This is a genomic window from Nonomuraea terrae (assembly GCF_004348995.1).
GTDB classification, from domain to species: domain Bacteria; phylum Actinomycetota; class Actinomycetes; order Streptosporangiales; family Streptosporangiaceae; genus Nonomuraea; species Nonomuraea terrae.
Genome location: NZ_SMKQ01000040.1, coordinates 20,510 through 42,915 on the forward strand (window position 1 = coordinate 20,510; position 22,406 = coordinate 42,915).

22 protein-coding genes are annotated in these 22,406 nt (G+C 72.1%); 9 read left to right on the forward strand and 13 right to left on the reverse strand.

Annotation, left to right across the window (positions count from 1 at the left end; all coding sequences use genetic code 11):
- Window positions 1-47: 47 nt before the first annotated feature.
- Window positions 48-1,508 (forward strand): PucR family transcriptional regulator, encoded by a 1,461-nt coding sequence (locus tag E1286_RS16055; protein ID WP_132613240.1) that lies wholly within the window; start codon window positions 48-50, stop codon window positions 1,506-1,508.
- Here the strand turns inward: E1286_RS16055 and E1286_RS16060 are convergent.
- From E1286_RS16060 to E1286_RS16100, 9 genes are read right to left on the reverse strand one after another with little or no spacing between them, the layout of a single operon-like run.
- On the reverse strand, window positions 1,488-2,396 hold the full coding sequence (locus tag E1286_RS16060) for an RpnC/YadD family protein (RefSeq protein WP_132613242.1): 909 nt from the start codon (window positions 2,394-2,396) through the stop codon (window positions 1,488-1,490). The two genes, E1286_RS16055 and E1286_RS16060, sit on opposite strands and share 21 nt — an antisense overlap.
- A 35-nt stretch (window positions 2,397-2,431) precedes the next feature.
- Window positions 2,432-5,149, reverse strand: coding sequence for a glycoside hydrolase family 38 N-terminal domain-containing protein (locus E1286_RS16065; RefSeq protein WP_132613244.1), 2,718 nt, complete (start codon window positions 5,147-5,149; stop codon window positions 2,432-2,434).
- Window positions 5,146-6,225 (reverse strand): Gfo/Idh/MocA family protein, encoded by a 1,080-nt coding sequence (locus E1286_RS16070; RefSeq protein WP_132613246.1) that lies wholly within the window; start codon window positions 6,223-6,225, stop codon window positions 5,146-5,148. Before E1286_RS16070 ends, E1286_RS16065 begins: the two co-directional genes overlap by 4 nt.
- Window positions 6,222-7,109 carry a TIM barrel protein gene (locus E1286_RS16075; protein WP_132613248.1) on the reverse strand — a complete coding sequence of 296 codons (888 nt, stop codon included), beginning with the start codon at window positions 7,107-7,109 and terminating at the stop codon, window positions 6,222-6,224. The genes E1286_RS16070 and E1286_RS16075 overlap by 4 nt, the downstream gene beginning before the upstream one ends.
- Window positions 7,100-8,278, reverse strand: a complete 1,179-nt coding sequence (locus E1286_RS16080) for a CehA/McbA family metallohydrolase (RefSeq protein WP_132613250.1) — start codon at window positions 8,276-8,278, stop codon at window positions 7,100-7,102. Before E1286_RS16080 ends, E1286_RS16075 begins: the two co-directional genes overlap by 10 nt.
- Window positions 8,275-9,339: an ABC transporter ATP-binding protein gene (locus tag E1286_RS16085; RefSeq protein ID WP_132613252.1), complete on the reverse strand. Its 1,065-nt coding sequence runs from the start codon at window positions 9,337-9,339 to the stop codon at window positions 8,275-8,277. The genes E1286_RS16080 and E1286_RS16085 overlap by 4 nt, the downstream gene beginning before the upstream one ends.
- Window positions 9,339-10,157: a carbohydrate ABC transporter permease gene (locus tag E1286_RS16090; RefSeq protein WP_132613254.1), complete on the reverse strand. Its 819-nt coding sequence runs from the start codon at window positions 10,155-10,157 to the stop codon at window positions 9,339-9,341. Before E1286_RS16090 ends, E1286_RS16085 begins: the two co-directional genes overlap by 1 nt.
- Window positions 10,154-11,086 (reverse strand): carbohydrate ABC transporter permease, encoded by a 933-nt coding sequence (locus E1286_RS16095; protein WP_132613294.1) that lies wholly within the window; start codon window positions 11,084-11,086, stop codon window positions 10,154-10,156. Before E1286_RS16095 ends, E1286_RS16090 begins: the two co-directional genes overlap by 4 nt.
- Window positions 11,058-12,449 carry an extracellular solute-binding protein gene (locus E1286_RS16100; RefSeq protein ID WP_223190003.1) on the reverse strand — a complete coding sequence of 464 codons (1,392 nt, stop codon included), beginning with the start codon at window positions 12,447-12,449 and terminating at the stop codon, window positions 11,058-11,060. Before E1286_RS16100 ends, E1286_RS16095 begins: the two co-directional genes overlap by 29 nt.
- A 252-nt stretch (window positions 12,450-12,701) precedes the next feature.
- Between E1286_RS16100 and iolC the strand changes: the two genes are divergently transcribed.
- Genes iolC through E1286_RS16130 form a run of 6 tightly spaced genes read left to right on the forward strand, consistent with a single transcriptional unit; the run spans window position 12,702 to window position 19,002 of the window.
- Window positions 12,702-13,643 (forward strand): 5-dehydro-2-deoxygluconokinase, encoded by a 942-nt coding sequence (gene iolC, locus E1286_RS16105; RefSeq protein ID WP_132613256.1) that lies wholly within the window; start codon window positions 12,702-12,704, stop codon window positions 13,641-13,643.
- A 17-nt stretch (window positions 13,644-13,660) separates the two neighbouring features.
- Window positions 13,661-14,545: a Cgl0159 family (beta/alpha)8-fold protein gene (locus E1286_RS16110; protein ID WP_132613296.1), complete on the forward strand. Its 885-nt coding sequence runs from the start codon at window positions 13,661-13,663 to the stop codon at window positions 14,543-14,545.
- Complete coding sequence (gene iolB / locus E1286_RS16115; RefSeq protein ID WP_132613258.1) at window positions 14,542-15,381, forward strand: 5-deoxy-glucuronate isomerase; 840 nt, start codon at window positions 14,542-14,544, stop codon at window positions 15,379-15,381. The genes E1286_RS16110 and iolB overlap by 4 nt, the downstream gene beginning before the upstream one ends.
- On the forward strand, window positions 15,378-17,240 hold the full coding sequence (gene iolD, locus E1286_RS16120; RefSeq protein ID WP_132613260.1) for a 3D-(3,5/4)-trihydroxycyclohexane-1,2-dione acylhydrolase (decyclizing): 1,863 nt from the start codon (window positions 15,378-15,380) through the stop codon (window positions 17,238-17,240). The genes iolB and iolD overlap by 4 nt, the downstream gene beginning before the upstream one ends.
- Before the next feature lie 52 nt (window positions 17,241-17,292).
- Window positions 17,293-18,276: an AI-2E family transporter gene (locus tag E1286_RS16125; RefSeq protein WP_132613262.1), complete on the forward strand. Its 984-nt coding sequence runs from the start codon at window positions 17,293-17,295 to the stop codon at window positions 18,274-18,276.
- Window positions 18,277-18,333: 57 nt separating this feature from the next.
- A complete protein-coding gene (locus E1286_RS16130; protein ID WP_223190005.1) occupies window positions 18,334-19,002 on the forward strand; it encodes an HAD family hydrolase in 669 nt (222 codons plus the stop codon).
- On the opposite strand, the gene E1286_RS16135 is transcribed toward E1286_RS16130, so the two are convergent.
- Window positions 18,980-19,585: a DivIVA domain-containing protein gene (locus E1286_RS16135; RefSeq protein ID WP_132613266.1), complete on the reverse strand. Its 606-nt coding sequence runs from the start codon at window positions 19,583-19,585 to the stop codon at window positions 18,980-18,982. The genes E1286_RS16130 and E1286_RS16135 overlap by 23 nt on opposite strands.
- A 90-nt stretch (window positions 19,586-19,675) precedes the next feature.
- Here E1286_RS16135 and E1286_RS16140 point away from each other — a divergent pair, with 90 nt between their 5' ends.
- Window positions 19,676-20,452: an ABC transporter ATP-binding protein gene (locus tag E1286_RS16140; RefSeq protein WP_132613268.1), complete on the forward strand. Its 777-nt coding sequence runs from the start codon at window positions 19,676-19,678 to the stop codon at window positions 20,450-20,452.
- Entirely contained in the window at window positions 20,449-21,117 is a 669-nt protein-coding gene (locus E1286_RS16145; protein WP_132613270.1) for a hypothetical protein, read from the forward strand. Before E1286_RS16140 ends, E1286_RS16145 begins: the two co-directional genes overlap by 4 nt.
- A 21-nt stretch (window positions 21,118-21,138) precedes the next feature.
- Here E1286_RS16145 and E1286_RS16150 read toward each other — a convergent pair whose 3' ends face one another.
- The 3 genes from E1286_RS16150 to E1286_RS16160 form a co-directional block, all read right to left on the reverse strand.
- Entirely contained in the window at window positions 21,139-21,504 is a 366-nt protein-coding gene (locus E1286_RS16150) for a MerR family DNA-binding transcriptional regulator (RefSeq protein WP_132613272.1), read from the reverse strand.
- Window positions 21,504-21,974, reverse strand: a complete 471-nt coding sequence (locus E1286_RS16155; protein WP_132613274.1) for an MFS transporter — start codon at window positions 21,972-21,974, stop codon at window positions 21,504-21,506. The genes E1286_RS16150 and E1286_RS16155 overlap by 1 nt, the downstream gene beginning before the upstream one ends.
- Before the next feature lie 61 nt (window positions 21,975-22,035).
- Window positions 22,036-22,404 carry an MFS transporter gene (locus E1286_RS16160; RefSeq protein ID WP_132613276.1) on the reverse strand — a complete coding sequence of 123 codons (369 nt, stop codon included), beginning with the start codon at window positions 22,402-22,404 and terminating at the stop codon, window positions 22,036-22,038.
- Window positions 22,405-22,406 lie beyond the last annotated feature (2 nt).

A 22,406-nucleotide genomic window follows, 5' to 3' on the forward strand; every position in this document is an offset into this window, starting at 1 on the left:
CTGACCTGCGGCAATTGTAGTAGTCACGAAGTAATACGGTGTGTGTTGTGGCTGACCACAAGCTGACCGTCGAAGATCTCCTGCGCTCTCCCGCGCTGCAGCTGCGCCTGCTGGCGGGCGAGTCCGGGCTGTCGCGCTCGGTCTCATGGGCGCACGTGAGCGAGCTGGACGACCCGACGCCCTGGCTGCTCGGCGCCGAGGTCATCATGACGACCGGCCTCGGCGTCCCGCGTACGGCGGCCAGGCAACGCGCCTACCTGGAGCGGCTCGACGACGCCGGGGTGTCGGCGCTGGCCCTGTCGGCCCAGCTGCACGTGCCGCCGCTGCACCCGGCGTTCTTCGCGGCGGCCGAGGAGCGGGGCATGCCGGTGCTGGAGGTGCCGCTGGCGGTGCCGTTCATCGCGATCTCACAGGAGGTCGCCGCCGCGCTGCAGGAGGACGCCAGCCACCGGCTGGGCGCACAGCTGCAGGTGTTCGGGGCGCTGCACTGGCTGGCCTCCGAAGACCTCGACACGCCCACGCTGTTCAAACGCCTGGAACGCCTGTCCGGCTACGACGTCTACCTGTCCACCAGGGGCGGGCGCCCGCTCCTGCCGGGTGTCCCGGTGCCGCCGCGTGACGTCCTGCCCGACCAGCCCGACGCCCCGCCGACGATCCCCGGCGGGTTCGTCCTGCCCGTGTCGGCGCCCGGCGGGCCGGCGGGTTACCTGGTGGCGTTCGAGCGCGAAGGCGCCCGGCCCGCCGGGCTGGCCGTCGTCCAGCACATCGCCACGGTGGCGGCGCTGCAGGTGGCCATGGCCCGGCACGCGCGCGAGACGCTGCGCCGCGAAGGCGCCGAAACCCTGGCCGAGCTGCTCCAGGACATCCTCGACCCACCGGCCGCCCGCCGCCGGCTGGCCCGCCTCGGCCTGCCGATGGACTCCGACGCCGTACTGCTCGTGGTGCGCGGCGTCCGCGACGACGTCCTGCGCCGCGCCCTGGACGACGTCCCCCACCTCATGCTCCGCCGCGGCGACGACCACTACGTGCTCGGCCCCGCGAGCCTGGCGACTGCCGTGGCCGCCGTCCCCGGGGTGGCCGCGGGGGCGAGCCGCCCGTTCCCGCAGGGCGAACCGTTGCTCATGGCCCAGCGCGAGGCCGTCTGGGCCGTCTCGCACGCCGCCGAGTCGGGCCGCCCTCTCGTCCACTACGGCGAGGACACCACGGGCCGCTGGCTCCCCGACGACCCCGCGACCCTCGCCGCCCTGGTGGACCACGTACTGGGCGCCGCCCTCGCGTACGACGAGGCCCACGACTCACGCCTGCTCATGTCCGTACGCACCTGGATGGAACGCAACCGCCAGTCAGAGGAGGCGGCGGCCGCGCTCCACATCCACCCCAACACCCTGGCCTACCGCCTGCGCCGCTTCGCCGCCCTCACCGGCCGCGACCTCTCCTCGACCGCCGCCTTCGCCGAAGTCTGGCTCGCCATCCGCGCCGCCCGCCAACTAGGCCTGCTCACCCCGTAGCCCGAAGAGCTCATCAGCCGACTCGACCTGGATCGCCCGCAGCAGCCAGGCATCCAGCACGGACGGATCCTGACACCCCATCACCCGCTCCCGCGCCTCCTCCGAGACAGGGACCCCACGCCCCTCCAAGAGCTTCAGCACGGACTTCGCCTCCCCCCTCACCTCACCTTCGGCCTCACCTTCGGCCCTGCCTTCGGCCCTGCCTGTGGCAAGCAGCCCCTCGGCGTATTCGCCCTGGTATGGGTAAGTCTTCATGGCCATTCGCCTGTCCCATTCTCGCTGTGCGTCGCCTTCCAGTGACAGATTGATGTATCGAGCGTACCTCCAGGCGATGTCTCGATCTATGGCGTTCAGCGCCCGTTCCACCGCGTCGACAATGGCGTGGAACTGAGGGCTCTCGCTCTTGGTGATGGTCGAGATGACGGCCAGGCCGATGTTGTCCACGGCCTCGGCCGCATCGGTGATGACGGGGGTGTTTCCCTCGTGGATGACCAAGGGCGTGAGCGTCAGCCCCGGGTGGCCGGTTTCGATGGCCTGCTCGGCCCAGCGGGCTACACGGGCGTTGGGACAGATGACGACCAGGCAGGCCGGACACTTCTCGCGCACCCGGAAATTGGCGATGTATTCCAGCCACGCATAGAGCTTGTCGTCATCGGGGCGGCGTTGCGTCTCGACGATGACGCCGAATTTCTCCTCCGCCTTCCCGTACAGGATGGCGCCGTCGGCCCGGCACACGCCCGGGTCCACCTCCGACAGGTCGGGCGAGGCGAGACGCGCCTCGCCCGACTGCGGAATCGGCAGGTCGAACAGGGACACCAGCATGTCTCTCGTGTGCCCGAGATCCAAGGTGACGATCTTGTTCAGACCCTCGTGCTGGGACGTGATCATGCAGCGAATATTACTACATGCTTTCGATTGATTACTCAGCGTTGACGAAACTGCACGGTGGCGATCTCCCACGGGCCCAGAGGCAGCCGGACCGTGCCGTCCGCGACGGGTACGGCGTCGCCGGGGCGGCCGCGCAGGTCGGCGTGACGGGCTTCGAGCAGGTCACCCGCGATGACGGCCTCGGTGGCGGACGGGGTGAGGGCGACCACGCGGAGCTCCGACCAGCCGTCGCGGTCGCGCAGGGACGTCATCACCACGCCGTCGCCCGTCACCGACAGGCCGGCGGCGGGCTCGGGCAGAGGCAGGGAACGCCTCCCCGTGCCCGGGACCACGAGCAGGTCGTGGCGGAACGCCTCCGCGTGCGGGACCACCTCCTGCCACGACTCCGCGTACGGCATGAGCGCCAGGCGCACCGAGCGAACCCCGCGGGACTGCGCTGCCGGGGTCGGCAGCTGGGGTCCGGCGGGCTCGGGCCGCAGGGCGTTGCGGTTGCGCGAGAGGTAGCCGACCGAGCGGAGCAGCGTGAGCGCCAGCTCCCCGCCGGTCAGCTCGTACTCGGTGACGTGCTCCAGCAGCGCGGCCACACCACCGGCGGCCACCCACGAGGAGGCCGGGAAGGTGGGCAGCGGGGTCTCACCGCAGCCGCCCTCCGAGGTCGAGCCGCGCCGGACGACCGCGAACTGCCCCTCCGCGTACGACTCCGACGCCTGCGTGGGCAACGGCACGTGGAAGCGCACCCGGTGGTCGGCGCTGCGGTTGTCGAACTCGACGTGCAGCCGTGCGAACGGCTCACCGGCGCGCAGCTCCACCCGGGTGACGACGACGGTCTCCTCCGAACGGTCGGACCGCGAGGCGGCGGGCAGCTCGGGCGCGCCCTCGATCCCGTCGCCGCCGGCCGGCCACCGGTACGTGCGCCGCACGTCCACCGCGGCCACCAGCGGCCCCGAGCAGATCAGCTCGGTCTCGACGGACTCGGGCTCGGAGACGACCAGGTCGTCCAGCGGGGGCGCGTAGTTGTAGGTGTCGCCCACGTCGCCGCCGTCGACGATGCGGCCCGCTCCCGTGACGGTCGTGCCGTCGCGGGCCACCAGGGTGAGCGTGCCGTCGGGGGCGATGGCGACCCGGAGCAGGCCGTTGTCCAGCACCTCCGCGTCGCCGCGCACCGGGGCGGGCTCGTCGGAGGCGCGCCAGCAGGACGCGTGGTGTTCGCCGTCGGCGGCGCCGCCGTACGCCTGCGGGTGGGGGGCCGGGCGGAGGCCGGTGTGGCCGAGGGGCGGCGCCTCCACCAGGGCGGCCACCGTACGGCGGGGCTCGGCGAGGATGCGGACGCGCGTCACGCCGTCGAGCGCGCCGCGCAGGTCGTCCACGTCGAACACGATCGGCGTCTCGCGCGCCACCGTGAACGTCAGCGTGCCGTCCTCTACCGACCAGGACGTGATGTGCTGGCCGTACAGCTCGGTGCCGTGGACGAAGGTGAGCGCCGTGGCCGGGTCCATCTCCTCGTCCAGCAGCAGCGTGGCGGCGTGCTCCAGGGGCTGCACGGGGATCGGCCGGCCGGCGGGGTCCACGAGGGGGTCGGCGCCGGCGACGTCCACGATCACGATCCCGCGGCGGGCCGCGGGCGTCGGGTTGACGACGAGCACGCCGTCGGACGGCACGCGCTGCGCCAGCCGCGCGGTCACCATGTCCCGCACGGCCTGCCCGAGCTGCTCGGCCTCGGCGATGCGGGCGGCGACCTGCTGGGCGGTGTCGTCGACGCCGCAGCCGGTCACGGAGTCGTGCCCGCTGGCGTCCACCAGCCGCCACCACGCCATGTCGAGGAAGCGGCCCGGCCAGTCGCCGCCCCAGAGAGCGGCCAGCGGCTCGGCGTAGCGCTCGACCATCCGCTCGGCGCGGCCCATGGCTTGCTTCACATGCGGGCGGATCGAGATGACGCCGGGCAGGATGTTGGCGCGGGCGTGGGAGCGCAGCTCGCCCTCGACGCGCGGCAGGCCGTCCGCGTCCCCGGAATAGGTGCCGATATATCCGGACAAGGTGTCCATGCGCGCGCCGATCGCCGCCACCATCTCCGGCAACCCGCGCACGGGGGCGGAGTGGTCGGTGCCGTACATCGCGAGCAGCGACCCCTCGGGCCCGTGCCAACGACGCATGGTCTCGACGAACGTGGTGGCCCGCCCCTCCAGGCCCTCGGAGTCGGAGAACAGGTGGGCGCCGTTGCCGTAGCCGCCCGCCGGGAGGTACTGGGTGCGCAGCGCCGTCCCGTCGGGCGCCACCCAGGCGAAGGCGTCGGTGACGACCGAGGACGGCACCCCGCGGTAGACGCAGGCGTGCAGCAGACCGGCCTTGCGCAGGATCTGCGGCATCTGAGCGGCGTGGCCGAACATGTCGGGCAGGTAGCCGACCGGCATGGCCCCGCCCAGCTTGTCCGCGCGGGACATGCCGAGCTCCAGGTTACGGACGATGTTCTCGCCGGAGCAGAGGAACTCGTCCAGCAGGATCTGCCACGGCCCGACCGCGAGGCGCCCCGATTCGACGAGCGCGGCGATGCGGTCGCGGTTCTCGGGACGCACCTCCAGGTAGTCGTCCACGCAGGCGAGCTGGCCGTCGAGGGTGAAGTGGTAGGCGGGCTCGCGTTCCATGGTGTCGAGCACCTCGTCCAGCAGGGCCACCAGGCGCAGCCGGAAACGCTGGAACGGCTCGTACCACTCGCGGTCCCAGTGCGTGTGCGGGACGACGACGATCTCCGAGCTCACGCGGACTCCCCTCCGATGGGCAGATCGTGCTGAACGGCAAAACGGGCGGCGATGCGCTGGGCCGTCACGATGTCCTCCAGCGCGCCGGTCGCCTCCGTGAGCGGCGGCTTGCTCTCGTTCACGTAAGCATGGAAGGCGGCCAGCTGCACCTCGAACGCCTCGGTAACGTCGCGGTACTCCGTGCGGCTCTCGCTCCCGGAGACCACGGTGAGGACGGTGGGGGCGTTCATCAGGTACGGGGCCGGGAAGACCAGCTCCAGCGTGCCCTTGTCGTGGTGGATGGCCACGGTCTCGCGGTAGGCCGGGTAGTCCTCCAGGTAGTGCCAGCGGATGGAGAACCGGCCGCGGACGGGCAGCGGCCCGGAGATCTCGACGGACCCGGGCGCGTCCCCCCAAGTTTCAACGTACGAAATTTCCTGCGGAGATCCGGTAAAGCGCCTCATGAGCGACAAATCGTGGCAAATCGAGCCGAGCGCCACGCCGTACAAATTCCTGACCGGCTCCGGCGCCGACTCCCCCAGCGCCCGCGACACCAGCTCCCCCTCGGCCGCGCGCAGCGAGGCCAGCAGCCCGGCGTCCACGTCGCGCGCCTGCGTCAGGTTCGCGAACGCCAGCTGCGACTCCCCGCTCGGATGCAGCACGGTCACCTCGACCGACCGGATGACCCCGGGCCCACCCAGCTCGGCCAGCAACTCCTCGGCCCGCCGCACCGCGGGGTCGTACTGCTTCATGTAACCGACCATCAGCCGCCCCTCGGGCAGCTCCGCCACCTCCGCCCGGGTCAGGGCGAGCGGTTTCTCGCACAGTACGGCGTAACCGCCGACGAGGGCCCGGCGCACGGTCTCGCCGTGGGAGCCGGAGGCCAGCACGACGACGGCCTCGAAACCGCCCTCGTCGAGCATCTCCCCCACCGAGGTGTGGCGCCGCGCCGCCCCCAGCCGGTCGCCGACGGCGTCGGCGAGGGTGCGCGACAGGTCACAGACGGCGACGACCTCGAACAGGTCGCGCCGCCGCGACAACAAGGGCACGTAGACCGCCTGCGTGACGGCCCCGCACCCGACAAGCGCGATTCTCAAAGTCCCAGATCCTTCAGCATCCGGCGGTTGGCGGCCTGGTCGGCGATGTTCTGGGCGACGGTGCGCCGCCCCGGCAGAGTGTCCTGCTCGACGATGACCCAGCCCGAGTAGTCGATCTCGTCGAGCGCCCGGACCACGGCGGGCAGGTCCAGCTCGCCCTCGCCCAGCGGGGCGAAGCCGCCCCGGCCCATCAGCTCGCGCAGGTCCACGCCCTCGGCCAGGGCCTGGGCGAGGATCTTCGTGTCGCCGTCCTTGACGTGCACGTGCCCGATCCGCCCGGCCCAGGCGCGCAGCGCGGTCACCGGGTCTCCCCCGGCCAGCAGCAGGTGTCCGGTGTCGAGGCAGAGCTGCACGTCGGTCAGCTCCAGCAGGCGCTCGACCTCGTCGGGCGTCTCGACGTACGTGCCCAGGTGGTGGTGGAAGACGGGCTCGAACCCGCGCGCGCGGCACCGGTCGACGGCCTCCTGGACCCGGGCGGCGTACCCGGGCCACTCGGAGGCGGGCAGGCCGGGAGCGTTCCCGCCGGGGCGGGCGAAGCGCTCCGGCACGCCCGACTCGCCGAGCGTGGGGCGCGGCGGGAGCGGCCCGACCGGCGCGGCGGCGAAGACGTCGAGCGTGGCGTCGAGGGCGGGCAGCCCGCGACGGAACTCCTCGGCGTCGCTGTAGCGCAGGTCGGCCCAGCCGCCGGCCAGCCACAGACCGCCCAGGCGTTCGGCCAGGTCGTCGGGGGTGCCCAGGTAGCCGACGGGGCCCAGGTCGATGCCCTCGTAGCCGGCCTCGGTCAGGGCGCGCACCATCTCGTCGGCGGTCAGCGGAGGCGGAGCGTCGCTCAGCTCGAACACGCCGAAACTCACGGGCGCGTTGGCGACTTTCCTCACGCGCATAGGGCGATCACCTCGTTCTCGTAGGTTTCCAACCGGTGCGGTCCTTCGATGGCGCTCAGCAGCACCCGTTCGCCGCGGACGACCTGCCGGGCGCCGTCGGGGCGTACCAGGACCAGACCGTCGGCGTCGAGGGCGAGCAGTTCGTCGCCCAGCCGCAGCAACAGCGGCGCGTCGGGGCCCGCCGAGACGGCGGTGCGCCCGGCGCGTACGCCGTCCAGCACCCCGCCCGCGTCCTCGGCCAGCACCCACGTCGTGGGCGCGCCGGGCAGCCCGTCGGAGCCCTCGCGGTGGAAGTCGCTGCCGCCGATGGCGATCACGTCGTCGCGCCAGGCGTCGGCCCAGGCCAGCGGGGCGCCCCAGCGGCGGTCCCACCAGCCGGAGTGCCACACCTCGGCGACGCGGGGCCGGCGGGTCACCGGCTGCAGCCAGGCACAGTCACCGCCCAGCGGGTGGTTGATCGAGATGATCCCGCCCGCGCGTTCGGCGTGCTCGACCCAGGAGTCGACCGGCTGGCGGAAGTCGACCCAGCCGACGTCGCCGAAGACGTTCGCGTGGCCGCGGTCGGTGGTGACCTCCTGGCCGGGGACGAGGGTGATCTCCCGGTCGATCTTGCCCAGCCAGGGATGGTGGCTGACGGTGTTGTGGTCGGTGACCGCCAGGAAGTCCAGCCCGCGCCCGTGGGCCAGCTCGGCCAGCTCGGCGATGGTGAGCGTGCCGTCGCTGTGCAGGGTGTGGGCGTGGAAGTCGCCGGCGTACCAGCGCAGGCCGTCGACGTCGGGGATGTCGCGCCGGGGCGGGCGCTCGCCGTGCGGCGGCTCCGCGGCGACCGGCTGGGGCGGCACGGCGGTCTCGAACGTCACGTCGAGCGTGTAGTCCAGGCCCTGCGGCGGGATGCGGTGCAGCCGCAGCCACACCTGCCAGGTGCCGGTCTCGGGCGCGCCGGGCAGGTAACCGGGCGTCGCCCAGTCCTCCGTGATCGTGTACTCGTCGCGCGCGCCGCCCGACCAGCCGCGGAATCCGCGCGGCGAGCCGCACCCGAGGTCGATCACACCCTGCGACCGGTCGTACGACAGCCGCACGGTGACCGCCGCCGTGCCCGCGGGCACCTCGAACGGCACCTCCCGCAGCATCCGCTCCAGCCGGTCGTCCAGCGTCCAGCGGCCTCTCACACCAGCTCTCCGTCCCGGTAGACGAGGGCCCGGTCGCGCCGGGGCAGGGCGTAGCCGTCGTCGCCGACCGCGGGCTCGCTGCCCTCGGGGACGACGGCCTGCACGATCACGTCGCCGACGTCGAGGGTCACCAGGTGGGACGCGCCGAGATTCTCCACGATGGCCACCTTCCCGCCGAACGCGCCGTCAGCGGGCTCCGCCGAGTACGTCATGTACTCGGGCCGAACGCCGTACACGATGGCGGTCCCGTCGGGGACGCGCCCCTCTGCCGAGACCGGGACCCGGATCTTGCAGCCCGCCACCTCCAGGGTGTCACCGCGGGCGACGCCGTCGAGCAGGTTCATCGGCGTCGAACCGATGAAGGAGGCGACGAACGTGTTGGCCGGCCGCTGGAACACCTCGGAGGGCGTGCCGATCTGCCGGATGTGCCCGGCCTCCATGACGGCCATGCGGTCGGCCATGGCGAGGGCCTCGGCCTGGTCGTGGGTGACGAAGACGGTGGTGACGCCCAGCTCGCGCTGGAGCTTCTTGAGGAACGTCCGCGCCTCCAGCCGCAGCCGCGCGTCCAGGTTGGACAGCGGCTCGTCGAACAGGTACGCCTGCGCCTGCGTGGCCATCACCCGGGCCAGCGCGACGCGCTGCTGCTGGCCGCCGGAGAGCTGGCCGGGCCGCCGGTCCATGAGGTGGTCGAGGCCCAGCCGCGCGCCGACCTCGGCGGCCTTCTCGTGGCGGGCGGCCTTGGCGACCTTCTTGATCCGCAGCGGATAGGCAATGTTGTCCGTGACGTCCATGTGCGGGAAGAGTGCGTAGTCCTGGAACACCATCGCGACGTCCCTGGCGCCCGGCTGCAGGCCGGTGACGTCCCGGTCGCCGATGACCACGGCGCCGCCGGTGGCGGTCTCCAGCCCCGCGATCGTGCGCAGCAGCGTGGTCTTCCCGCAGCCGGACGGCCCCAGCAGGGCGAAGAACTCGCCGTCGGGGATGGCCAGGTCGAGCGCGTCGAGCGCTTTCACCCCGCCGGGGTAGACCTTGGTCAGCCCCCGTAGTTCGATGGCGGCCATCAGCGCTTGATCCCTCCATGGAAGCGGAAGCCATACTTTTTGCTGACGAACAGATACATGAGCACGACCGGGATCGAATAGAGCAGCCCGAACGTCGAGAGCATGCTGAGGTTGGCCTGCCCGCCCTCGGTGTACAGCGTGTACGTGATCACCGCCGCCGGCTGCTTCTCCACGTCGCTCAGCAACAGGTACGGCATGAGGAAGTTCCCCCACACGTTGGCCACGGCCCACACCGCGATGGTCGCCAGCCCAGGCCGCACGAGCGGCACGACCACGTGCCGGACGATCTGCAGCGGCGAGGCCCCGAAGACCCGCGCCGACTCCTCGTACGACTTCGGCGTGGAGTCCATGAAGTCCTTGAGCATGAAGATCGCCGCGGGCAGCAGGCCGCCGGTCAGGATGAGGATCAGCCCGAGCTGGGAGTCGATGAGGTTCAGCTCGACCGCGAGCTGGAAGAGCGGCACCATCGCCGCGGTCCCGGTGATGATGGACGACAGCAGCAGCAGCGCGTACAGCAGCGCGTCGCGCCCGGGCAGCCGCACCCGGCTCAGGGCGTAGGCGGCCAGCGCCGCCATGACGACGACGAGCACGGCGGAGCCGACCGACAGCACGACGGAGTTCCACAACGACGGCAGCGCGTACGGGTGCTCCAGAACCGCCCGGAAGTTGTCCAGCGTGAAGTCCGGCACCTTCACCTCGTACGTCGGGTCCGAGGTGAACGGCGCCGTCACCAGCCACAACAACGGGATGGTGAAGAACGCCAGCAGCACGGCGACCAGGGTGTAGAACCCGATCCGGCCCAACACGAAACGCGTCATTTCTTGCTCCGCAGCAGCCGCAGGTAGAACACCGCCACGACCAGGTTGATCAGCAGGATGACCGTGGAGACGGCGGCTCCGTGGCCCAGCTCACCCGCCTGCAGCGCGACCTTGTAGACGTGCACGGCCAGCACCTCGGACCTGCCGTCGGGGCCGCCCGCGGTGAGCAGGAACGGGCCGAAGTCGTTGAACGTCCACAGGCTGATCAGCAGCAGGTTCGTCAGGATGTGGCCCCTGATGTGCGGGAAGACGACGTCGCGCAGCTGCTGCCAGCTGGAGGCCCCGGCCAGGCGGGCGCTCTCCAGGTGGGAGGGCGGCACGTTGCCGAGCGCGGCGCCGTACAACATCATCGAGAAGGCGGTGCCGCGCCAGACGTTGAAGATGATGATCGACAACATCGGGTGGTCGAGGAGCCACGCGAAGCCGGGGATGCCGAGCATCGCGTTGAGCGTGCCGCTGTCGCGGTCGAGCAGCGCCACCCACAGGAACGCCACGATCGCGCTCGGCAGGATCCAGGCCAGGATGACCAGGCCCTCGACCGCCCGCTTGAGCGTGCCGCGCCGGTCGCGCATCAGCCAGGCGATGGTGAAGCCGAGCACGGCCTGCCCGATGACGGCCGAGCCGAGCACGAACTCGACGGTCAGCCAGGTCGAGTTCCAGAACGCGGGGGTGGTGACCGCTGCGATGAAGTTGTCCAGGCCGACGAACTGCGGCTCGGCGGCGGCGACGCCGGTGAGCCGGTAGTTGGTGAGCCCGAGATAGAGCACCCACAGGGCGGGGAAGACGAGGAAGACCGCGATCAGCAGCAGGGCGGGGGCCACGAAGACCGCGGCCCGCACCCGTCCGAGGCCCGCCGCGTCGGTGCTGTCGCCGCGGGCGGGCCCGTCTTCCCTGACGACCTCAGGGGGTGGTGATATTGCCTGCGCCACCGACGATTCCCTCAAGCTTCTTCTGGTAGTCGGCCGCCGCCTGGTCGGGGGCCGTGCCGCCGACGACCGCGGCGGTGGCCTCCTGCAGCGCCACCGACACCTGCGGGTAGACGGCGACCGGCGGCCGGTAGGCCGTCACCGGCAGCACCTTCTCCGAGATGTACGTCAGCAGCGGCTCCCCGGCGAGGATCTCCTTGTTGACGTCGGTGCGCGGGGTGATGCGCACGTTGCCGTCCTTGGTCTCCTCCTTCAGCGCCTCCGGCGAGAGCGTGAAGGCCAGCAGCTCGAAGGCCTCCTTCGGGTGCTTGCTGTTGGGGTTGACGGTGCGCAGGGCGCCGCCCGACATGCTGACGAAGTCCTGGCCGCGCAGGCCCTTGCCGGGCTCGATCGCGGGGATCATGGCGTACCCGACGGCCTGGTCGCGGTCGTCCATGGGGGCGACGCCCTCCTTGGGGTTGACCACGCCGCGCCAGAAGTAGTCGCCCTCCATCAGGATGCCGATCTTGCCCTCGGCGAACTGCTGGAACGACTTGTCGCGGCCCTTGGCCTCCTGCTGGAGCCTGGGGTCGCCGAGGCCGCCGCCGTAGATCTTCTGGTAGAGGCCGAGGGCGTCCTTGAGCGGCTGGGAGGCGCCGGTCCACTTGCCGTCCTGCTGCACCTCTCCGCCCGCGCCCGCGAGCAGCGGCAGCACGCCCTGCATCGAGGTGGCCTCGCCCATCGCGGTGCCGGCGTTGATCTGGATCGGCACGGGCACGCCGGACGACTTCAGCTTGGCGCCGGCGTCGAGGATCTCCTGCCAGCTGGTGGGCTGCCAGTCGGCGGGCAGGCCGGCCTGCTGGAAGAGCGTCTTGTTGAAGTACAGGACGCGGCCGTCGGTGCCGACCGGGAGCGCGTACTTCTTGTCGTTGAAGGCGGCCATCTGCTGCACGGCCTCGGGGATCTGCGCCCACCCGTCCCAGCTGTCGGCCTCGGGCCCGACGACCTCCGACAGCGGCTTGATGTAGCCGGCCTCGGCGAACTCGCCGGCCCAGATGCCGTCGATGTCGATCACGTCCGCACCCTTGCCCGACTTGAGGTCGAGCGAGAGCTTTGTCTTGTACTGTTCGTCGTCGACGCCGCTGGGGACGAACTTGACCGTGACGTTCTTGCCCTTGGCCTTCTGCGCCGCCTCGAACTGGGGAATCACCCAGTCGGCGATGTGCTCGGCCGTCTTCGCGTTCTTCCCGCCCTGGATGGAGTTCTGGGTGATGGTGAGTTCGATGGCGTCACCTTCCCCGCCGGATGACTGCCCGCAGGCGGCGAGCCCCAGACCGGCCGCGGTGATGACCGCGACCACACCCATCGACCGTTTCCGCAATGCCATGCAAACCCTCCGACGCGTCTGGAAAGGAGGCGGCCAGTGGCCAATATGTCATGACATCTAGATGACGTAAAGGTCTGGCCAAATACAGGAATGTGCCCGCATGCTGCGTCTTCGAGGATCAACCTCACCGTCCGGCGGGGTGCGCCGGGCGGACCGAGCCGAGGGAGGGGCACACAGCGCAACATAGCGGACATCAGAATGTCATGACAATATGCCATAGTGTCGAAGGTAGGCTCCGTTCCAGGAGGTGCTTTGTACGACCTGATCACGTTCGGTCGCTGCGGCGTCGACGTCTATCCGTTGCAGACCGGCGTCGGGCTGGCCGACGTCGAGACCTTCGGGAAGTTCCTCGGTGGCAGCCCCACCAACGTCGCCGTCGCCGCGGCGCGCCACGGGCTGCGCTCCGCCGTGATCACCGCCGTGGGGGCGGACCCGTTCGGCGAGTACGTACGCCGGGCGATCCGCGGCTTCGGCGTGGACGACGTCTTCGTGAGCACCATCGAGGGCCCGGCCACGCCCGTGACCTTCTGCGAGATCTTCCCGCCCGACCACTTCCCGATCTACTTCTACCGCGGCGAGCACCCGCCGGACCTGCGCATCACCCCGTCCATGCTCGACCTCCGGGCGATCGCCGAGACGGGCCTGTTCTGGTTCTCGCTGACCGGGCTCAGCCGCGAGCCGAGCGCGGCCGCCCACCACGCCGCGCTGGAGGCCCGCACCGGCGGCTGGACGGTGTTCGACCTCGACTACCGCGAGGCCCTGTGGGAGTCGCGCGAGGCGGCCAGGCAGGCGGCGCGCAGGGCGCTCCCGCACGCGACCGTCGCGGTCGGCAATCTCGACGAGGTCGAGACGGCCGTCGGCGTCCGCGACCCCGAGGCCGCCGCCCAGGCCATGCTCGACGCCGGCGTACGCGTCGCGATCGTGAAGATGGGCCCGGACGGCGTCTTCGCGCGCACCGCCGACGACGAGCGGGCGCGGGTCGAGCCGATGGAGGTGAAGGTCGTCAACGGCATCGGGGCGGGCGACGCGTTCGGCGGCGCCCTGTGCCTCGGGCTGCTGCGCGGCTGGCCGCTGGAGCGCACGCTGCGCTTCGCCAACGCCGCCGGGGCCTTCGTGGCGGCCCGCCTGGCCTGCGCCGACGCCATGCCGACGACCTCCGAGGTGGAGGACCTGCTGAACGGGGTGGCTTCTTGAGCGACATCACGCTGTCCATGGGCGCGGGTTACCAGCGGCTCACCCACATCCGCGCCACGATGCCCGGACAGATCGCCGAGGCGGCGGCCCGCCGGCGGCGGCGCGACCTGCCGGGCGACGGCGAACGGATGCTCATCATCGCCGCCGACCACCCGGCCCGCGGCTCCCTCGGCGTCCGCGACCGGCCGCTGGCCATGGCCAGCCGCGCCGACCTGCTCGACCGCCTCCAGGTGGCGCTGGCCAGACCCGGCGTCGACGGCATCCTGGCCGCTCCCGACGTCCTGGAGGACCTGCTGCTGCTGGGCGCGCTGGAGGACAAGCTGGCCTTCGGCTCCATGAACCGCGGCGGCCTGCAGGGCTCGGTGTTCGAGCTGGACGACCGCTTCACCGGCTTCGACGCCGCCGCGATCGACGCGATGCGGCTCGACGGCGGCAAGATGCTCTGCCGCATCGACCCGGCCGACCACGCGAGCGTGGCCACGCTGGAGTCGTGCGCCCACGCGGTCACCGACCTGGCCCGCCGGCGCCTGGTCGCCATGGTGGAGCCGTTCTGGTCGACGCGTACGGAGACGGGGGCCGTGCGCAACGATCTGTCGCCCGAGGCCGTGATCCGGGCGATCAGCATCGCCCAGGCGCTCGGCGTGACCTCGGCCTACACCTGGCTCAAGATCCCGGCGGTGGCCGAGATGGAGCGGGTGATGGCCGCGACCACGCTGCCCGCACTGCTCCTCGGGGGCGACCCGCCCGACATCGACGCCGCCTTCGCCGACTGGCACCGCGCGCTCGGCCTTCCCGGGGTGCGCGGCCTCGTCGTCGGGCGCGCCCTGCTCTATCCTCCCGACGACGATGTGGCGACCGCCGTGGACGGAGCCGCGGCGCTGGTGCGAAAGGCGCGACGATGACCTACCTGCCGTACGGCAAGGCCGCCGCCGACCCCTGGTCGGTGGAGATCACCCCGTCCGTGGCCGGGTGGACGTACTCGGGGCTGCGGGTCGTGGACCTGACCGACGCCCCGGTGACGTTCGACACGGGCGAGGAGGAGACGCTCGTCCTGCCGCTGGCGGGCTCGTGCACGGTGACCCTGCCGGGCGAGACGTTCCCGCTGGCCGGGCGGCCGTCGGTGTTCGACGGGCCGTCCGACTTCGTGTACGTGCCGATCGGCACGCGGGTGACGCTGGAGGGCGCGGGCCGCATCGCCCTGCCCTCGGCCCGCGCCTCCCGCGCTCTGCCGCCCCGCTACGTCGCCGCCGCCGAGGTGCCGGTCGAGCTCAGAGGCGCGGGCCAGGCCAGCCGCCAGGTCAACAACTTCTGCGCCCCCGGCGTCTTCGACTGCGACAAGCTCGTGGCCGTCGAGGTGCTCACGCCCGGCGGCAACTGGTCGTCCTATCCGCCGCACAAGCACGACACCCCGAACCCGGGCGAGGCGGTGCTGGAGGAGATCTACTACTTCGAGGTCGCCGACCAGGGCGTCGGCTACCAGCGCGTCTACTCCTCCGAGCGGGGCAGGATCGACACCCTCGCCGAGGTCTCCTCCGGTGACGTCGTGCTCGTGCCGTACGGCTACCACGGCCCTTCCATGGCGGCCCCCGGCTACGACCTGTACTACCTGAACGTCCTGGCGGGCCCCGCGGCGGAGCGGTCGATGGCGTTCTGCGACGACCCGCGCCACGCCTGGATCCGCGCCACGTGGGATGACCAGCTCATCGACCCCAGACTGCCGTTCGGGAGGATCTCATGACCCGGCTGACCGTCGCCCAGGCCGTCGTGCGCTTCCTGGCCGCGCAGTGGAGCGAGCGCGACGGGGTGGAGCGCAGGTTCTTCGCCGGCTGCACCGGCATCTTCGGCCACGGCAACGTCGCCGGCGTCGGGCAGGCGCTGGCCACCGCCGCCGGCGACCTGCCGTACCACCTGAGCCGCAACGAGCAGGCGATGGTGCACACCGCGGCCGGCTACGCCCGGGCGAGCAACCGGCTGGCGACGCTGGCCTGCACCAGCTCGATCGGTCCCGGCGCCACCAACATGGTCACGGGCGCGGCGGCGGCCACCATCAACCGGCTGCCCGTGTTGCTGCTGCCGGGCGACATCTTCGCCACCCGCGTGGCGAGCCCGGTGCTGCAGGAGCTGGAGGACCCGCGCTCCTACGACGTCTCGGTCAACGACTGCCTGCGGCCCGTCTCCCGGTTCTGGGACCGCATCAACCGTCCCGAGCAGCTGCCGCCGGCGCTGCTCGCGGCCATGCGGGTGCTCACCGACCCGGCCGAGACCGGCGCGGTGACGCTGGCGCTGCCGCAGGACGTGCAGGCCGAGGCGTACGACTGGCCCGACGAGCTGTTCGCCCGCCGCGTCTGGCACATCCCGCGTCCGCGCCCGGAACGGTCGGCGCTCGCCCGCGCCGCCGAGCTGATCACGTCGTCCGCCCGCCCGCTGATCGTGGCCGGGGGCGGCGTGATCTACAGCGAGGCCGCCGAGGAGCTGCGCGCCTTCGCCGAGCGGTACGGCGTCCCGGTCGCCGAGACGCACGCGGGCAAGGGCGCGCTCCCCCACGGGCACCCGCTCGCTGTCGGCGCCGTCGGCGCCACGGGCACCACCGCCGCCAACGCGCTGGCCCGCGAGGCCGACGTGGTCATCGGCGTCGGCACCCGCTACAGCGACTTCACCACCGCCTCGCGCACGATCTTCGCGCCCGACGCCCGTTTCGTGAACCTCAACGTCACCGGCTTCGACGCGGCCAAGCTGTCCGGCCTGCAGCTGGTCGCCGACGCCCGCGAGGGCCTGGCCGAGCTGGCCGAGGCGTGCGAGGGCTGGGGCACCCCCGCCGCCTACCGCGAGCGGACCGCCGGGCTCGTCCGGGCCTGGGACGCGGCGGTCGACGCGGCGTACGGGCTGGAGGGCTCCCCGATCTCGCAGGCGGCGGTGATCGGCGCGGTGAACGCCGCGGCCGGCGACGACGGCGTGGTGGTGTGCGCGGCCGGGTCGATGCCCGGCGACCTGCACAAGCTCTGGCGCCCCAGCGGCCCCGGCTGCTACCACGTCGAGTACGGCTACTCCTGCATGGGCTACGAGGTCGCCGGCGGGCTGGGCGTGAAAATGGCCGCCCCGGAGCGCGAGGTGTTCGTGCTGGTGGGCGACGGCTCCTACCTGATGATGGCCCAGGAGCTCGTCACGGCCGTCTCCGAGGGCGTCAAGCTGGTCGTGGTCCTGGTGGACAACTCCGGGTTCGCCTCCATCGGCCGCCTGTCGGAGAGCGTCGGCGCCGAACGTCTCGGCACCGCGTACGCCTACCGCGGCGGCGGCGGTTTCGACGGCGGCCCGCTGCCGGTGGACCTGGCGGCCAACGCGGCCAGCCTGGGCGCCACGGTGCTGCGGCCCGAGTCCGTCGCCGACCTGCGCAAGGCGCTCGACGCGGCCCGCTCGGCCGCCGAGACCACGGTGGTCTACGTCCGCACCGACCGCCTGGCCGACGACGTGCCGTCGTCCGAGGCGTGGTGGGACGTGCCGGTGGCACAGGTCGCGACCACGAGCGCCACGGGGGCGGCCCTGGAGGAGTACACCGCGAACAAGCGCGCCCAGCACCCTCACCTGACGCCGCCCGTGTGAGCACGGCCCCCCTGGGGAACGCCCCTGACCAGGCGTTATAGGGGGGTCGGGGATGGGGCCGTGGCGGCTGCTCGGGTGGTTCGCGGTGACCGCGGTGGTCCTGTTCTGCCTCTACCACATCCGTACGGTCGCCATGTCGATCATCATCGGCGTCTTCCTCACGGCGCTGCTGCTGCCCCCGGCGCGCTGGCTCAGGCGGCGCGGCCTGAACAGCGCGACGGCCACCACGATGGTCTTCGTCGGCGGCCTGCTGCTGGCCGGCGGGCTGATCGCGCTGCTCGTGCCGCCCACCGTCGACAGTGTCACCGAGCTGCGGGCGAGCCTCGGCCAGGTGCTCGACGACCTGCACGACCTCACGGAACGGCTCGGGATCGACGACCGGCGCCTCCTGGAGCAGGCCAGGGACTACTTCTCCGCGCAGGGCGGGGAGATCACCACCGGCGCGCTGGCCGGCGTCAGGACGGTCGGCGAGGTCGTGGTCGGCGCGATCCTCGCGCTCATCCTGTCGGTGTACTTCGTGCACGGCGGCGACCGGCTCTTCCACTGGCTGCTCGACCTGGCCCCCGTCCGGGCCAGGACCCGCCTGGCCGAGACCGGCCACCTGATCTTCACCGTGATCGGGCGCTACATCCGCGGGGTGGCGCTCGTCGGCCTGGTCGACGGGTTCTTCATCGGGATCGCGCTGTGGATCCTCGGCGTGCCGATCGCGCTGCCGCTGGCCGTGCTGACGTTCGTGGGGGCGTTCCTGCCGGTGGTGGGGGCGCTGCTGGCCGGGCTGCTGGCCGCGGTGGTCGCGCTTGTGGCCAAGGGGTGGCTGGTGGCGCTCATCGTGGTCGCGGTGACCGTCGCGGTGCAGCAGATCGAGGGGCACGTGCTGGCGCCGCAGATCTACGGCAAGGCACTCGACCTGCCCGGCGCGGTCATCCTGGTGGCGATCACGCTGGGCAGCGTGGTCGCCGGGATCACCGGCGCGTTCCTGGCGGCCCCGGTGACCTCCGTCATCGTCGCCCTCGTGCACAGCCGTCGCCACGCGTGATCCACCGGGGAGGTCGCCGGCCGCACGTTGATCTTCACAGCCGTCATCATGGGTGGTATGCGATGGGTTACATTCGACTGTTACGGCACTCTGGTCGACTGGCGGCACGGCATCCGCACCAGCGCCGAGCTGGTCTCCCCCGGGCAGGGGGCGCGGCTGCTGGAGGCGTACAACCGGCACGAGCCCGCCGTGGAGGCCGAGTCGCCGGGCATGCGCTACCGCGACGTCCTGGCCGAGGCCCTGCGCAGGGCGTGCGCCGAGGAGCAGGTGCGCCTGCACCCCGACGACGCCGGCGTGCTGGCCGCGACGTTGCCGTACTGGCCGGTGTTCCCCGAGGTCGGCGCCGAGCTGTCGGCGCTGCGCGAGGCCGGGTGGCGGCTCGCGCTGCTGACCAACTGCGACCGCGACCTCGTCGCCGGGACGCGGCGGCGGCTGCCCGTGCCGTTCGACGCGGTGGTGACGGCCGAGGACGCGGGGGCGTACAAACCGGCGGACGCGCACTTCGAGCTGTTCCGCAGCACGTACGAGCCGGCGGCCTGGGTGCACGTGGCGCAGAGCTACTTCCACGACATGGTGCCCGCGCACCGGCTGGGGCTGCCCCGCGTGTGGATCAACCGCCTCGGCGAACGGCCGGCCGACGCGCAGGTCGTCCAGGGCGTTCTGCCCGACCTGCGCGGCCTGCTCACCGCCGTCGAGGCGGCCCTCAGCCCTGGGGCTCCCGCCTGAACCACGCGCTGCTCGTGGGGGGCGCGTTCTGGTCGTCGAGCCGCTGCTGCAGCACGTCGACGATGCCGGCCAGGAACGAGTCGACGTCCGCGATCAGGTAACCGGGGCGGAACAACACGGTCGAGAACTTCGCCTCCCGCACCTGCTGCGCCGTCACCGGGTACGCTGTCGTGCCGCGCAGCGTGGCCACGATCCGGTCCAGGAAGGCGTCGACCTCGTCCTCGTTGTAGCCGGTGCCCATGCGGCCGGGGCGGAAGGCGACCCGTTCGACGCGGGCGGCCTGCGTCTCGAACCACTCCTCGCGGAGCAGCTCGCCGGTGGGCTCGGCCATGGCCAGCCGTACCGGCCGCCTGGCCTGCGTCTCCAGGGCGACGACGAACGCCTCCAGGGCGAAGTCGACCGCGGTCTCCTGGTAGCCGCCGCGCTTGGCGCGGAACGTCGCCCTGCGTACCTCGTCGGCGGTGACCGGCTGCAGGACGTGCGAGCCTCGGCCCAGGGTCGATTCGATCCGCCCGATCAGGGCGTCGACTTCAACGGGGTCATAGCCTGAACGCATGCCCATGACGCGCGGAAAGCGGTTCAAGCCTCACTCCTCTTGAGCTGTGCTGGGGGCCTCTCTATTGTCGGACCTTTTATCACCCCCATGCGCTCCGACATATAGCGTGACGGGATCATGCAGCTGACCAGAGTCTCTTTTCGTTACCGAAAACGTGACCGCCTCGTCATTTCCCACGCCGACGCCCGGCTGTCCGCCGGCGACGTGGTCGAGCTGACCGGGGCGAACGGGGCGGGCAAGTCCACGCTGCTCCGCCTCCTCGCGGGGCTCGCCCGGCCGTCCTCGGGGGTGATCGCCGACCGGCCGGCGGTCGTCGGCTTCGCCCCCGACCGCTTCCCCACCGCCCAGCCGTTCACGGTCACGACCTATCTGCGGCACATGTCCCGCGTACGCGGCGATGCCCGGTGGGAGCCCTGGGCCGAACGTCTCGGCCTCGGTCCCCTTCTCCACACCGCCCTGCGCGACCTGTCGAAGGGCAGCGCGCACAAGGTGGGGCTGGTGCAGGCGCTGATGGCCGGGCCGGGGCTGCTCATCCTGGACGAGCCGTTCGCCGGCCTCGACGCCGACACCCGCGAGGCGCTGCCCGCGATCGCCGCCGAACTGGCGGAACGCGGCGCCATCGTCATCGCCGCCGACCACCAGTCCGGCCTGCGCGACCTCCCCGCCCTACGCCACTGGACCCTCCAGAACGGCCACCTCCACGAATCCCCCTCACCCCTCACCCTGCCGGCCACGCCCGCCATCACCGCCGGAACGCCCCAGCGGCCCGGCACCCCCGAGGCGGCCGGGCAGGTCACCGTGGCCGTCACGCTTCCCGCCTGCGACCTGCCGCGTTTCCTGGCCAGGATGCGGGACGAGGGGTACCTGGCCCGCGAGATCGAGGAGAGCCATTGATCGCCCTGGCCGCGTTCCGCCTGGCCGCCTACGTCCGATCCCACCGCGTCTACCAGGCGCTCCTGCTCGCTCTCGCCATGCTGGCGATCGTCTACGGCAGCCGGGCCCCGAGGGGCGTGGAGACCGCCGTGCTGGCCGACGGAGCCGTACTGATCGTCCCGATCCTCGCCTGGGCGGCCAGAAGCCTGTTGGACACCGAGCCGGACCGGCAGCGCGAGCTCTCCGCGATCCAGGTCGGCGGACGGGGCAGGGAGGTCGCCGCGGGCCTGCTGGCGGCGTTCGCAGCGTGTGCGGTGCTCGCCGCACTCGTCCTCGCCTGGGCGCTGCTGCTGGGCGTCTCCGTGTCGCCTCCCCCGGCGGCGCTGGCGGCCGCGGCGCTCCTGTACGTGCTCGCCGCCCTGGCCGGTACCGCGCTGGGCGCGCTCACCAGCCGCGCCGTCCTGCCGTCACCGGCCGTCTCGATCATGGCCCTGCTGCTCGGGTTCATGGCGATGCTGCTGGTCAGCGCGTCGTCCCTCTATTGGCTGACGGTGCCCCTGCTCGCCTGGATGAAGGCCGCCAACGCCGGAGACCTCGTCGAGAGGCTCCCCGAACTCGCCGCGATCTCACTGGCCTGGTGCACCGCCGGCCTGGCCGCGTACGTACACCTGCGCCGCCGAGCGTAGGGCGTCCCGTCCCGTGGACGGTCAGCCCTCCAGCAGCTTGGCCAGACGGTCGGTCTCGGCTGCGAGGCGTTCGCGCGCGCCGGTCAGGGCGGCGATGCGTTCGTCGAGCGCACCGAGGCGCTCGGAGAAGGTCCGGAGCAGGGCCACGCAGTCCCTCGGCGGATCCGGCTCCCCCTGGCCCAGGCAGTCGACGAACCGCAGCACGTCCTCCGAGCTCAGCCCCGCGTGCAGGAGGCGGGCGATGTCGCGCACGAGGAGGACGGCGTCACCGTCGTAGACCCGGTAGCCGTTGTGGTCGCGCTCCGCCGTGATCAGGCCCTGCTCCTCGTAGTAGCGCAGAGCACGCGGGGACACCCCCGCACGGTGTGCCGGCTCGCCGATCCGCATCACCCGCGCACTCTTCTCCGCCGGTCGGATGTGAACGCCGCCCAGAACAACACCAGGGAGACCAGCACGCATCCCGCCGCGGCCGCGGGCACGGCCGGCGCGCCGCTCGTCTCCAGCACCAGACCGCCGATCCCGCCGGCGAGTGAGAAGCCGAGGAACATGGCGCTGTTGTTCAGGGCGATCAGCTCGTTCGCCGCACCGGGGCCGTCTCCTCGTTCGAGCAACCATGCCTGGGTGGCCGGCGCGATGCCCCAGGTCGCCAGGCCGTACAGCACCAGAACCAGCGCGACGACGGCGATGGGGTACGGCCCTCCTGAGACGCCCAGGATGACCATGAGGACAGGCGCGGCGAGTACACCGCACAGGAACACCATCAGCGCGCGGGGTGCGCCCACCGCGTCCACCAGCCGGCCGCCGACGAACGCGCCGACGATCCCGGCCAGCCCCACAACGGTGATCAGCGGGGCCACGGCGGAGCCCCCCGGATGCCGCCGATCCGGCCGACGATCTCTGTGATGTAGACGTAGGACATCATCCCGCCCGCGCCGCTGCCGCGACGGCGAAGGCCGCGGGTGAGGCGGTCGCGGCGGCCAGCCCCGAAAGGATCCGGGCCGCCAGCAGCAGACCGTACGAAGGGGACAGGGCGGCCAGGACGTTGGCGAGGACGAACACGGCAGCCGCCCCGATGAGCACCTGCCGCCGGGGCAGCCGGGCGGTCAGGAAGGCGGCGACCGGCGCCCCCAGCGCGAACGTCAGCGCGAAGACGGTGACCAGCCGGCCGCTCATCGCGACCGAGACATCCAGATCCCGGGAGATGTCCGGGAGGACGCCCGCGATGATCAGGTCGTCGGTGCCGAAGGAGAACGCCAGGAGGAAGAGGCTCAGCAGCCACAGCGGCAGGG